This is a genomic window from Maribacter cobaltidurans (assembly GCF_002269385.1).
Taxonomy (GTDB): domain Bacteria; phylum Bacteroidota; class Bacteroidia; order Flavobacteriales; family Flavobacteriaceae; genus Maribacter; species Maribacter cobaltidurans.
Genome location: NZ_CP022957.1, coordinates 1642982 through 1656252, shown reverse-complemented (window position 1 = coordinate 1656252; position 13271 = coordinate 1642982). Strand labels below are relative to the sequence as shown.

Here is a 13271-nt window from a genome sequence, read left to right as displayed (position 1 = left end):
CTACATCGTTATAGATACTGTAGTGCTTCTTTGAATACGGAGACCTGAACTTTATCAAAATCAATAACATAACCAAAATAGTACATTGAGTCATGAAGAGAAGAAAATTTATTTCCAAAACCACAGCGGCGGGAGTAGGAGTCACCTTTTTAGGGGCTTATGCCTGTAAAGAAGCAAAAAAGGAGGAACAATCTGTTACTGAACCTGATGAATCTTCCGGTATGGAAGAACCCTTCTTTGAATTATCTCTGGCGCAATGGTCGCTACATAAAAATATAAGAGAAAAGGGAATGGATCCGTATACATTTGCGGAGAAGGCCAAAAATTGGGGATTTACAGGCTTGGAATATGTAAGCCAATTATATGATCCGGAATTGTCCGACGCTAATTATTCTGAAGAAGCTATGGCCGCTTTTATTGAAAAAAGTAACGCCGAAGCCAAAAAACATGGTATGAAAAATGTCTTGATCATGATTGATCGTCAAGGTGAGCTTGCGGTAAGTGATGAAACGGAACGTAATGAGACCGTGGAAAAACATAAAAAATGGGTAGACGCCGCCGCCGCAATGGGATGCCATGCCATTCGTGTAAACCTTTCCGGCAGTAATGATCCAGAAGAATGGAAGAAAAACTCCGTAGATGGTCTAACGAAACTGGCTACCTACGCCAAAGATAAAAATATCAACATCTTGGTGGAAAACCATGGCGGATTATCCTCGAACGGAGCGTTGCACGCCGAGGTAATGAAGATGGTGGCTATGGACAACGTTGGTACATTGCCCGATTTTGGAAATTTCTGTATCACCAGAAAACCCGATAGTTGGGATTGTGCGGAGTCCTACGATAAATATAAAGGTGTAAAGGAACTTATGCCTTATGCCAAGGCAGTAAGCGCAAAGTCCAATGTATTCGATGCCAACGGTAACGAAGAGAATATAGACTATGTAAAAATGTTGCAAATGGTCAAGGACAACGGTTATACTGGTTTTATTGGAGTGGAATATGAAGGTAATGAGCTCAGCGAGGAAGAAGGTATCATTGCGACCAGGGACTTATTGTTAAAAGCGGCAAAGGAAGTGGTTTAACTCTCTGTTTTTTATGAAAGCATTCTTTAACGAGTTGTTCGATTATAATTTCTTTTGTAACAAAAGGATAATCACCCAAAGTATCGAATTGCAAAAGGTTCCTGACAATACCCAGAAACTTTTTAGTCATATACTAAATGCCCATCATATTTGGAACTCACGTATTAATGGGAATACGGCCGAATTTAATGTTTGGGATATACATGATACTAAGGATTGGTCAGATATCCATTATGAAAACCAAAGGAGTTCCTTCGAGATTATTACAAATGCGGATAGTTTTGAAAAACGTATAGACTACGAAAATTCAGAAGGTAGGTTATTCACCAACAATTTAAAAGATATACTATTCCATATCATTAATCATTCCACCAATCACAGAGGGCAAATTGCAGTCGATTTTAGAAACAATGGTTTGGAGCCGCTGGTCTTGGACTATGTGTTCTATAAAAGATAGCTTGGTATGAACTTGGGAGTTAGAATGCAGCTTTGTTTGATGATGTTCCTTGAATTCTTTATATGGGGAGGCTGGTTCGTTACCCTTGGTACTTTTCTAGGAAACAATATTAACGCAACGGATGGGGAAATTGCGTTGGCGTTCTCCACACAATCCTGGGGTGCAATCATTGCCCCTTTTGTAATAGGATTGATTGCCGATAGGTATTTTAATGCCGAACGAATTTTGGGTGTACTTCATTTAATCGGGGCGGGCCTTTTGTTTTTAATGTACAAGACTACTTCCTTCGATCTTTTTTACCCTTATGTCCTGGGATATATGATTTTGTATATGCCTACTCTGGCCTTGGTCAATTCCGTTTCTTTTAACCAAATGACCGATCCTGCAAAAGAGTTCTCTTTGGTAAGGGTCTTTGGAACCCTGGGATGGATTATTGCCGGTGTATTGATCAGTTACCTTTTTAGATGGGACTCCAGTTCCGGAATTACGCAGGGATTGTTGAAAAACACTTTTATAATGACCTCCATCGCATCCATATTTCTGGGTTTTTTCAGTTTTACCCTGCCTAAAACACCACCAAAGGCCAAAGGGAATAATGAAAAGTTGACCTTAAGGGATATTCTGGGGCTGGATGCCCTGGGCCTTTTCAAGGACCGAAATTTTTTGATCTTTTTTATATCCTCCATTCTCATTTGTATTCCATTGGCTTTCTATTATCAAAATGCAAATCCTTTTTTAGTGGAGGTGGGCATGGAGAGTCCTACGGGAAAAATGACCCTAGGTCAGCTTTCTGAAATTCTATTTCTGTTGTTGCTGCCCTATTTCTTTTCCCGGTTCGGGTTTAAAAAAACCATAATGGTGGCTATGCTGGCCTGGTTCGTCCGTTATCTCCTTTTTGCCTATGGGGACGTTGGTGATTTGGAATTTATGCTGCTCATTGGAATTGCCTTGCATGGAATATGTTACGATTTCTTTTTCGTTTCAGGACAAATATATACCGATAGCAAAGCCGGACCCAAATACAAAAGCTCTGCACAAGGGTTGATTACCCTGGCTACTTATGGGGTGGGAATGTTAATAGGGTTTTGGATAGCCGGTAAAATATCCAATAACTATTTGCTAAGTGACGGAATGCATATTTGGGATTCAATTTGGCTTTATCCCGCAGGATTTGCCTTAGTTGTGTCGATTTTATTCGCTCTTTTGTTTAAATCAGAGAAAATCGACTACCAATCTTAGAATTTTTACATAATTTAAAAGCCTTAAAACTTAAAATACGATTACAACATGCCAAAGAAAATTAGATTAGGAATTTTAGGAGGAGGAGGAGATTCTCTTATTGGAGTATTGCATAGGGTAGCTTCCCATATCAATGATAATTATCAGATAACGGGAGCAGTTTTTAACCCTAATTATGAGGATAATGTGGCTTTTGCCAAGGAAATAGATATTCCCCTGAATAGGGTCTACAAGGATTTTGACACCTTGGTAGAGGAAGAAATGAAATTGCCGGAAGATGAACGTATACAAGTATGTTCCGTGCTAACCCCTAACTTCTTGCACTTTCCAATGGCCAAAAAGTTATTGGACAACGGTTTTCATGTTATATGTGAAAAGCCTATGACAACTACTTTGGAAGAGGCTAAAATTTTATTGGAAGCGCAACAAAAATCAGGTGCTGTATTTGCTTTGACACATACCTATACGGGTTATCCTATGGTACGCCAAATGAGGGAAATGATCAAAGCCGGTGCTTTGGGCAAAATACATAAGGTAGATGCGAGGTACTATCAGGGTTGGATCAATGAAATAATCCATGACAAGGACAAACGAAACTCCGTCTGGAGACTGGACCCCAAAAAGGCCGGAATAAGTTCTTGTATGGGTGATATTGGGGTGCATGCATTCAATATGGTAGAATACACTACCGGTCTTAAAGTAAAATCGCTTTTGTGTGATTTTAATTATCTGTACGACGACAACCAAATGGATGTAGACGGTACGGTACTCATTAGAATGGGAGACAATGTTAAAGGAGTTATTCGTGGTAGTCAGGTTGCTACGGGAGAGGAAAACGGACTGGCCATTCGTATTTATGGCGAAAAAGGAGCTTTTGTCTGGGAACAGGAAAATCCCAATTTTCTTTATAAATTAAGTGATACGGAACCTGTACAGATTTACAAACCAGGACATGCGTATAATACCGAACTGTCTTTGGACGGAACTAAATTGCCACCAGGACACCCTGAAGGTATATTTGATTCCATGGCCAACATCTATTTGGGAGCTGCAAGGGCGATACGAGGAGAAAAATATAACGATGGGGAATTCCCCACGATTATAGACGGTGTAAGAGGTATGGATTTTATTATTTCTACAGTAGAATCAAATAAAAATGGAAATACTTGGGTGAATTTAGAGGATTAATTAATAAACCCATTTAAAAAAAGGACCGGCTACTCACCGGTCCTTTTTATTTAGAATATTCTCTCAAACTCCTGGCATACCAAGATCATACTTTCCCTTGGTACGCGGCCAAAAGGTTCTAGTTCCCTAGTATAATAATCCCAATGGGTCTTTTTCCAGTATTCTAGACTCTTGTCGCCTTCTCCTTCCAGTTGTGCATAGGAAGCATCAATGCTAAAATAGGGTTTTAGCTTAACGGAGGTGAGCTGTATAATGCATTGTGCTTCGCCTTTCCAATTGGTTACCACTTTAAAGTCTCCTATTTTTGGCAATGGCTCGTTTCTATATTGCAGACCCAAAAGAGAATCGGTTGTAGCTTTTTTAATACCATTTTTTACCAATTCAGCGCAGTTATTGGCATCGGTTTCATTATCGCAAAAGTGAATCACTTCAGGTGCTTCGTGAAAGGCATCCTCAAGATGTTTGTCCAGATAATCTCCCCACATATTTCTGGCAGAGGTGTTTTCCATGATATATCCGTTAATGGTTGGGTCTAATATAGTTATTAGACGAGTGATATTATAGTATTAATTCGATACGTTTTCTTGGATTTCCGATGTAAGGTCTTTACTATGATAATTTGAGTGCATTATTTTTCAATCCAATATAAGTACCATTTTGGGCAGTAGTGCATTGTGGCCCCTATCTCGATTCATCCCTATATTTTTATCTTTTTCTGTTGGTATTTCCTATATTTATAAATTGACTATCGGCAAACGGCGATATGTACAAAGAATTCTTAAATATAGTATTAATTCGCATATTTCTATTTGTAAGATTAACAACCATTTAAACAACAGAATCAAGTATTACGTATGAAATGAGCCATAACAATTCGTGATATATATCGTGAATTTCAATGGCGAATTACATTTGTCCGAATTAAAAAATAAAAAACAACAAATGAAAACAATTAAAGGGCCAGGAGTATTTTTAGCACAATTTGTAGATAGTAAGGCACCGTTCAACACCTTGGACGGCATGTGTAAATGGGCTGCCGATCTGGGCTATAAAGGAATTCAGATACCTACATGGGAAAGTTTCCTTATTGACTTGGACAAGGCCGCTGAAAGTCAGACTTATTGTGACGAATTAAAGGGAAAAATAAATTCCTATGGGTTGGAGATTACGGAGCTTTCCACGCACTTACAGGGACAATTGGTAGCTGTGCACCCGGCATATGACCTGATGTTCGATTCCTTTGCGCCCAAAAATGTACATAATAACCCAAAAGCAAGAACGGAATGGGCGGTAGAAACGGTGAAAAAGGCAGCTACTGCCAGTAGAAGATTGGGCTTAACTTCCCATGCGACATTTTCAGGGTCTCTTCTTTGGCATACCATGCACCCATGGCCGCAAAGACCGGCCGGATTGGTAGAGATGGGGTTTGAGGAATTGGCCAAAAGATGGATGCCCATTTTAAATCATTTTGACAAGGAGGGCGTGGATGTATGTTATGAAATCCATCCTGGTGAGGACCTTCATGATGGGGATACTTTTGAGCGTTTTTTGGAAGCTACCAATAACCACAAAAGGGTAAACATCCTATATGACCCAAGTCATTTCGTATTACAACAGTTGGACTATATAGAATACATAGATTTCTATCACGAATTCATTAAATCCTTCCATGTGAAGGATTCCGAGTTCAACCCTACAGGAAAGAAAGGAGCCTTTGGCGGTTATAACGATTGGGGAAATCGTGCCGGTAGATATCGTTCTTTAGGCGACGGCCAAATAGATTTTAAGACCATTTTTTCCAAATTGACTCAGTACGGGTGTGATGTATGGGCCGTAATGGAATGGGAATGTTGTATTAAAAGTCCGGAGCAAGGAGCAAGGGAAGGTGCCATTTTTATCAAGGACCACATTATTGAGGCTACCGAAAAGACCTTCGATGATTTTGCCGGTACCGAAATCGATGAGCAAATGCTTAAGAACATATTGGGACTTTAAACATTAAACTATGCACATGAAAAAAATACTTAAAACAGCAGTACTTGCCTTATTGATAATAGGGTGTAAGGAAGCAAAAAAGGAAAACACCCCGGCCGTTGAAGAGATGGACGAAACGGCAGAAATGGCATCGGACAATGAGTGGACCTCATTATTTGATGGGGAATCCTTTAGTGGTTGGCACGAATATTTAAAGGATAATGTCACCGATAACTGGAAGATAGAGGACGGGGCCACGGTTTTATATCCGCCTGAGAACCATGAAAACGGTGAACAATCTAATTTGGTAAGCGATAATACGTATACCGATTTTGTTTTGTCCATGGATTGGAAAATCTCGGAAGGTGGAAACAGTGGGGTTATGTGGGGCGTAAAGGAAATAGATAGTTTGGGACAACCTTATCTAACAGGTCCGGAAGTACAGGTGTTGGACAATGAAGGCCACCCAGACGGAAAGAATGGAACTAGCCATCAATCCGGAGCATTATATGATATGGTATCACCTACCGAGGATGTCACTAAACCCGTTGGAGAATGGAACACCATGGTAATTACGGTAAACCACAAAACCAATGAAGGTAATGTAGTGCTGAATGGGGTCAAAGTTGTTGATTTTCCTGTTAATGATCCGGAATGGGGAGAAATGGTCTCTAAATCGAAATTTGCGAATTGGGAACAATTTGGAAAATACCCTACAGGTAAAATTGCTTTGCAGGACCATGGTAACGGAGTGGCATTTAAGAATATTAAAATAAAGGAACTTTAAACAATACTTATTATAGAATGAAACGATTTTATTTTACAGGGATTTTAACCTCCCTATTAATAATATCCTGTCAGGAAAAGGTTGAGGAGGTAGCTAAAGAACCAGAAGCTATGGTCGAGGACCAAGTTATCACCTACGAGGAGTACAGTGGAACAGAACCTACCAAACCTGAGGAAACGGAGTATTATGAGCCAAAAGTGAAAGAGGTGAAACCATATTCCCAAAATGGGGCTCCTAGTGACGCAATCGTATTATTTGATGGGAGTAATTTGGACAATTGGATTTCTTCCAGAGACAGTACGGCCGCAAAGTGGCATGTGAATAAGGACGGAAGTATGACGGTAAATGATAAGACCGGGGATATTCAGACCAAGCAGAATTTTGGCGATATTCAGCTTCATATTGAATGGCGCTCTCCTTTACCTGTTCAAATGGAAGGACAGCACAGGGGAAACAGTGGTGTTTTTCTAAACGGAATATACGAAATACAAGTATTGGATCAAAATGATAACCCGACCTATGTGAACGGTCAAGTGGGATCGCTTTATAAGCAAGGTCCGCCACTTGCTATGGCCTCGGTTCCCACAGGGGAGTGGAATGTATATGACATTATATACCATGCACCGGAATTCAATGCCGATGGAGGCAAAATAAAATCGGGAACGGTAACGGTATTGCAAAACGGTGTTGTTATCCAGGATCATACGGAAATAAAGGGAACTACACCTTATATTGGGTGGCCCAAAAATCCTCCCCACGGAAAAGGACCTATACTTTTACAGGATCATGGTGACGATAGCCGGGTGAGTTACCGTAATATTTGGGTGAGGGAGCTGTGACGGGTATAATACCATCTAAAAAGTTACCTTTGCCACGAATTTAAATTTGACCTATGATTCAATCCATGACTGGATTTGGAAAGCATGTGGTGCAGCTTCCAACTAAAAAGATTACAGTTGAAATAAAATCCTTGAACAGTAAAAGCATTGATTTAAATGCGAGGATGCCCTCTGCCTATCGTGAAAAGGAGTTGGAGCTTAGAAAGTTGATTGCAAACGCACTGCAACGTGGTAAGGTCGATTTTAACCTATATGTAGAAATTACTGGTGACGAGGCTTCTGGACAGGTCAACGAAAGTGTCGTAAAGCAATATATGAAACAATTGAAATCCATTGCCGATGGTGAGGATATTCAATTATTGGAAATGGCACTTAGATTACCGGACGCTATGCGTACCGATAGGGATGACATCGACGAGGAGGAATATGCCGCCATTTTGAAGGCATTGGACGGTGCGCTTGAAGAAATCAATATATTCAGGTCCGAAGAGGGAAATGTTCTCGAAAAGGACTTTTTAGAGCGCATAGAAGCATTACAGCAACTATTGGACAAGGTAATGGAGATGGATCCGGAAAGGCAGTCCAACGTAAGGGAACGATTGGAGAAGGCCGTACAGGATATCAAAGTAGAGTTGGACGAGAACCGTTTTGAACAGGAATTGATCTACTATTTGGAGAAATATGACATTACGGAGGAGAAAGTTCGCTTGGCCAATCACTTGAACTATTTTGAAAAGACCTTAAAATCCAACGATAGTAATGGAAAGAAATTAGGCTTTATTTCACAGGAAATAGGGCGTGAAATCAACACTATAGGTTCCAAGGCAAATTATGCCCCTATGCAGCAATTAGTGGTGCAGATGAAGGACGAACTGGAGAAAATAAAGGAACAAATGCTAAATGTACTCTAATGGAGGGAGGAAAACTGATCATATTTTCGGCTCCATCAGGAAGTGGAAAAACGACCATTGTCCGGCATCTATTGGGATGCCCGGAACTTAATTTGGCCTTTTCCGTATCCGCTACTTCCAGACCAAGACGGGGAAAGGAGAAGAATAAGGAGCATTATTACTTTATGTCTGTATCTGAGTTCAAGAACCATATCAAGAACGATGATTTTTTGGAATGGGAGGAAGTATACCGGGATAATTTTTATGGAACCTTAAAGAGTGAGGTCGAACGTTTGTGGGCACAGGGCAAGAATGTCATTTTCGATATCGATGTTGTGGGTGGCCTACGTATTAAAAAGAAATATCCGGACCTTACTTTGGCCGTCTTTGTAAAACCTCCCAGTGTGGACGAGCTTAAAATACGGTTGAAAAAGCGCAGTACCGAGAGCGACGACAAAATCAATATGCGGATTGCCAAGGCATCCGTAGAATTGGCCACGGCACCCCAATTTGATAAAATCATTAAAAACTATGATTTAAAAGTGGCCCTAAAGGAAGCGGAGGAATTGGTCGCGGATTTTGTAGGCGTCAAGAAAAAGGAATAGTGCAGTATCATGCCCTATGTTTTAAATCATTTCAAGTAAAGGCATTTGACATATGAAGAAAGTGGGTCTATTTTTTGGCACTTTCAACCCCATTCATATCGGTCATATGGTCATTGCGAACCATATGGTGGAGTTTTCAGACTTGGATGAGGTTTGGTTCGTAGTTACACCCCAAAGTCCGTTTAAGGTCAAGAAATCTCTTTTGGACAATCACCATAGATATCAAATGGTATTGGAGGCTACGGAGGATTACCCCAAATTGAAACCGTCCAAGATCGAGTTCGACCTTCCCCAACCCAATTATACCATCAACACCTTGGTTCATTTGTCGGAAAAGTATCCGAAGGACTACGAGTTTTGTCTTATTATGGGCGAGGATAACCTAAAGAGTTTCCATAAATGGCGTAATTATGAAATGATTTTGGATGGATATTCTATTTATGTATACCCAAGGATATCAGAAGGTAAAATCGAGCATCAATTTAAGGACCATCCCAAAATCCATAGGGTAGGTGCCCCTATTATGGAAATTTCATCCACTTTCATTCGAAGAGAGCATAAAAAGGGCAACAATATTAAACCGATGTTGCCACCGGCCGTTTGGAAATATATGGATGAGATGAATTTTTATCGGTAGCGGTTACTCCAAAGCGTTTGCCTTAACCAGATCATCGGTGCCTAGATAGGTATTATCCTTGTTATAGTACCAAGCCCTGACCTTGGGCATTTTTATATCTTTGACCAACATTTCTTCTGAAAGCAGTATGTATTCGCCATCGTTTTTGGACTCATCGTGGTAGAATTGGTAGACCTCCATATTGTAATTGGTTGGATCAAAATAAAAGTACCAGGTGTCACTGCCAACGTTTTCATCATACTTTACTTTTAAAACCAAATAATCCTTTCCCTTGAAGGATTTTCTAAGCACCTTGGGGTCAATTAAGGTGCTTGGGTCTTTTAATTTCATGGGAAGGCCATAGAGATATGTATAGTAATCCTTCATTTTTTTAGCCCGGTCACAGGTAATTTGAAGGCTATCTCGGTAATTGTCCGCAATTGCATTACTCTTATTGAGCAATAGCTCACATTTCCCTTTGTCCAGTATATAGTCCACGGTGTTATTGCCTTTTCTAACAGAGGATTTAAAATAGCTGGAAGGTAGATTCAGTTCCAACTGGGTCCTTCGGGTTTCGGCATCCGGAGTAGTCATGATAATGTCCATTTTCCCTATAAACTGTTTCCAATGACCGTTTGGATCGTGATAGGCAATGGCTTTATCCAAAAGTTGGGTTCCGGTTAATTGCTCTTGGGCATTACCTTGTAAAACGTTAAAGAAAAGTACTGGAAGAAACCACTTTAGAATTTGAATACTTTTCATAAATCTCAATTAGGTTCATAATGGCCGTCAATAAATCCTTGGTCTCTAACAAAAGACTAAAATAAAGTGCGGTGTTTTTAGGGCTCGATTCATCAGATCGGGTGCGTTCTACCTGCTTGGCGATTTTAGCGTCGAGTTTGTTTAGCAATTCCTGTCTGTTCATGAGAAGTGGGGTCAATTTTTCAAACCTTTTGTTCTCAAAAATTTCTTGGATGCTTTTAAATAGGTCCTCAACATAGGATTCTGTTTCCTTTAAATCCTTGATTTGATTAAAACGAAGCCTCTTATGGTTGTTATGAACATGCTTATAACCTGCTTTGGATATATATTCCAAGGATTGGGTCATGTCCTGCAAATAACTAAGTGCAGTGATGTAGAAATTACTGGTTCCTATACTGGATTCATCCAAATTTTTTATAAAATAAAAGATATTGTTTCTAAGGTCTTCGACCTCCTTGTCTAATTTATTAATACCCTTTTTCCCCTTTTTTAGGGTATCGATATCATGCTTTGCAAGTCCGTCGATGCTTTGTGTGTAGATTTTGTTTCCCCTTTTCATGGAAAGTGCAATGTTGGAGGCACTTTCTTCTATCAGTCCTATGATGGTATTACTTTCCGCACGCTGTAATTTTTCCTCCAACTTGGTCTCCTTCATTTTTTTGGAATGTGATAAATAGTTCTTACCGATCAAGAGAAAGGCAAGGATCAAAAGCGCTCCAATGGCAAAAATGCCACCAAGATGTATGAAATATGCAATGATCGCCGCTGCAGTAAAGGCACTAAAAGCCGTAAAAAACCAACCACCAATTACATTGAGTACACCTGCAACCCTGTAGACGGCACTTTCTGGCCCCCAGGCTCTATCGGCTAAAGAAGATCCCATAGCGACCATAAAGGTCACATATGTAGTAGATAGGGGTAGTTTCATGGAAGTGGCCAAGGAAATCAAAACACTTGCCACCATTAGGTTTACGGAGGCGCGCACCAAATCAAAGGCAGGTAAATCCTTCACTTTGCTTTTGGGTATATACACGTAGGGTTTTTCGAATTGCTTGTCGATTTTGTCCTGAACGACTTTTGGGATAATCCCGCTCAGGTTCTCAGATGCCCTAATGGTATACTTTACAATTTGGCGTGATAGAAAATTGGGTTCAAAACGTTCGTCGCCTTCATCCTGTCTGGACAGGTCTACACTGGTCTTTACTACACTCTTCGCTTTGGAGGAAAACCATAGGGTAATGATCATTACTACTCCAGATAAAAGAAGAAGATAGGTAGGGGTTTGTACGGCAGCCGAGAGTCCCTTCATATTGAATTCCGTAGGTAGGATTCCAGAACTTTTCCAACTTATAAAAGATTCCAATGCGGCCAAGGGTACCCCTATGAAATTGACAAGATCGTTACCCGCAAAGGCCATAGCCAGTGCAAAAGTTCCCAAAACAATGATAAGGGTGTAGATGTTCCATTTGAGAAACGCGGAAACAATGTAGGATACCAGCGTCCAAAAAACAAAATTTATTAGGATGAACAAGGATGCTTGGGTAGCAATAAATTCAGTTATTTCCGCAGGTAGAATAGATGTTCCCTTTAGACCTTTGACCAATATAAAATAGATGATACCGGTAATGGCAACACCCCCAAAAACGGCACCGTACCATTTGGGCTTTTCATTGAATTTAAATGAAATCAGGATTCGGCTTAAAAATTGAACTATAGCGCCAATGGTGAATGCTACAACTACAGATAGCAAAATACCCAGGATGATTTCAGTGGCCTTGTCAGTGTTAATATAGTTAGCCAAATCTGAAATACTGCCGTCATCTGCGTAAATTTTAACAATGGATATAGCGACTGCCGCCCCTAAAAGCTCAAATACAATGGAAACCGTTGTGGATGTGGGCATGCCCAAGGTGTTGAAAAAATCTAAAAGAAGAATGTCCGTAATCATTACGGCCATAAAAACAATCATAATTTCTGCAAACACAAATTCACCTGGATTGAAAATTCCTTTTCTCGCCACTTCCATCATACCGCTAGACGAGATGGCACCAAAGGCGATTCCTATACTTGCAACGATCATGATGGTCCGGAAGGATATGGCCTTGGAACCAATGGCTGAATTTAAAAAATTGACCGCATCATTACTTACTCCGACCACCAAATCCGTAATGGCCAATACGGCCAGGGCAATGATCATGAAGAGGTAAATGTTTTCTCCCATCTAAAAATTAAATAAATGCAAAAATGATATTATAATTCTTCAATCAGGTTAATAAAAGGTTATGAAGTAAATGAGGAACGCTCGTTTGTATATTTCTCATTCAACAATTGCCGATGAAAATAGGAAATAAATCTGGAACAACTTGAACTTTGGACTCTTATAGTATTCCCAAAAGAACAATTTAATAAAGTGGACCAGAAGAACGATCAGATGTCAATTTTTCTGAGCTTTCTGCCGTGATGGGCATTGATAACGTTTTGGCCTTTAACGATTCCAAGATTTCAACTTCTTGGCCTTCCTTTATTTCTACAGGAATTTCCAGGCCCTCGTAACCTAAAAAATTGATTGCCAACGTATAGTTACCAGGTGCGACTTCTGTAATCTCAAAGTTACCGTTGAAATTTGTCTGATCGGACAAATCAGTATTTTTTAAGGAAACCGTTGCCATTAGCAAAGGTTCACTAAACATTTCCTTATCTAAAATTTTTCCGCGAATGGACCCGGTGGATTGGGCATAGGTAAAGGTGGTTACCAGGGCAATCATCACAAAGAATAGTATTCTCATCTTCAATCAGTTTATTTGCTTGCAAATAAAACCACTTAAGGTT

The 13271-nt window shown here is 40.0% G+C and carries 14 protein-coding genes; 10 read left to right on the top strand and 4 right to left on the bottom strand.

Annotated elements, in window-relative coordinates; translation table 11 throughout:
• Positions 1 to 92: 92 nt before the first annotated feature.
• From CJ263_RS07185 to CJ263_RS07170, 4 genes are read left to right on the top strand one after another with little or no spacing between them, the layout of a single operon-like run.
• Positions 93 to 1085 carry a sugar phosphate isomerase/epimerase family protein gene (locus tag CJ263_RS07185; protein WP_094996643.1) on the top strand — a complete coding sequence of 331 codons (993 nt, stop codon included), beginning with the start codon at positions 93 to 95 and terminating at the stop codon, positions 1083 to 1085.
• Positions 1086 to 1098: 13 nt separating this feature from the next.
• Positions 1099 to 1542, top strand: a complete 444-nt coding sequence (locus CJ263_RS07180; protein ID WP_094996642.1) for a DinB family protein — start codon at positions 1099 to 1101, stop codon at positions 1540 to 1542.
• A 6-nt stretch (positions 1543 to 1548) separates the two neighbouring features.
• Positions 1549 to 2781, top strand: a complete 1233-nt coding sequence (locus tag CJ263_RS07175; protein WP_094996641.1) for a nucleoside permease — start codon at positions 1549 to 1551, stop codon at positions 2779 to 2781.
• Positions 2782 to 2829: 48 nt separating this feature from the next.
• Positions 2830 to 3969 carry a Gfo/Idh/MocA family protein gene (locus CJ263_RS07170; RefSeq protein ID WP_094996640.1) on the top strand — a complete coding sequence of 380 codons (1140 nt, stop codon included), beginning with the start codon at positions 2830 to 2832 and terminating at the stop codon, positions 3967 to 3969.
• 50 nt (positions 3970 to 4019) lie between these two features.
• Here the strand turns inward: CJ263_RS07170 and CJ263_RS07165 are convergent, their stop codons facing one another.
• Positions 4020 to 4478 carry an ASCH domain-containing protein gene (locus CJ263_RS07165; protein WP_094996639.1) on the bottom strand — a complete coding sequence of 153 codons (459 nt, stop codon included), beginning with the start codon at positions 4476 to 4478 and terminating at the stop codon, positions 4020 to 4022.
• Positions 4479 to 4911: 433 nt separating this feature from the next.
• Between CJ263_RS07165 and CJ263_RS07160 the strand changes: the two genes are divergently transcribed.
• The 6 genes from CJ263_RS07160 to nadD are packed head-to-tail and all read left to right on the top strand — an operon-like array spanning position 4912 to position 9701.
• The gene (locus CJ263_RS07160) at positions 4912 to 5964 is read left to right on the top strand and encodes a sugar phosphate isomerase/epimerase family protein (protein WP_094996638.1); all 1053 of its coding nucleotides are present in this window, start codon (positions 4912 to 4914) and stop codon (positions 5962 to 5964) included.
• A gap of 16 nt (positions 5965 to 5980) precedes the next feature.
• Positions 5981 to 6730, top strand: coding sequence for a 3-keto-disaccharide hydrolase (locus CJ263_RS07155; RefSeq protein ID WP_094996637.1), 750 nt, complete (start codon positions 5981 to 5983; stop codon positions 6728 to 6730).
• Positions 6731 to 6747: 17 nt separating this feature from the next.
• Positions 6748 to 7569: a 3-keto-disaccharide hydrolase gene (locus tag CJ263_RS07150; RefSeq protein ID WP_094996636.1), complete on the top strand. Its 822-nt coding sequence runs from the start codon at positions 6748 to 6750 to the stop codon at positions 7567 to 7569.
• A gap of 53 nt (positions 7570 to 7622) precedes the next feature.
• Entirely contained in the window at positions 7623 to 8480 is an 858-nt protein-coding gene (locus CJ263_RS07145; RefSeq protein WP_094996635.1) for a YicC/YloC family endoribonuclease, read from the top strand.
• Complete coding sequence (gmk, locus tag CJ263_RS07140) at positions 8480 to 9064, top strand: guanylate kinase (protein WP_094996634.1); 585 nt, start codon at positions 8480 to 8482, stop codon at positions 9062 to 9064. The genes CJ263_RS07145 and gmk overlap by 1 nt, the downstream gene beginning before the upstream one ends.
• A gap of 52 nt (positions 9065 to 9116) precedes the next feature.
• Positions 9117 to 9701 (top strand): nicotinate (nicotinamide) nucleotide adenylyltransferase, encoded by a 585-nt coding sequence (nadD, locus tag CJ263_RS07135; RefSeq protein ID WP_094996633.1) that lies wholly within the window; start codon positions 9117 to 9119, stop codon positions 9699 to 9701.
• Positions 9702 to 9704: 3 nt separating this feature from the next.
• On the opposite strand, the gene CJ263_RS07130 is transcribed toward nadD, so the two are convergent.
• The 3 genes from CJ263_RS07130 to CJ263_RS07120 form a co-directional block, all read right to left on the bottom strand.
• Positions 9705 to 10442: a DUF6503 family protein gene (locus CJ263_RS07130; protein ID WP_229702441.1), complete on the bottom strand. Its 738-nt coding sequence runs from the start codon at positions 10440 to 10442 to the stop codon at positions 9705 to 9707.
• Complete coding sequence (locus CJ263_RS07125) at positions 10393 to 12663, bottom strand: inorganic phosphate transporter (protein WP_094996632.1); 2271 nt, start codon at positions 12661 to 12663, stop codon at positions 10393 to 10395. Before CJ263_RS07125 ends, CJ263_RS07130 begins: the two co-directional genes overlap by 50 nt.
• A 181-nt stretch (positions 12664 to 12844) precedes the next feature.
• Positions 12845 to 13228 (bottom strand): carboxypeptidase-like regulatory domain-containing protein, encoded by a 384-nt coding sequence (locus CJ263_RS07120; protein WP_094996631.1) that lies wholly within the window; start codon positions 13226 to 13228, stop codon positions 12845 to 12847.
• Positions 13229 to 13271: the final 43 nt, after the last annotated feature.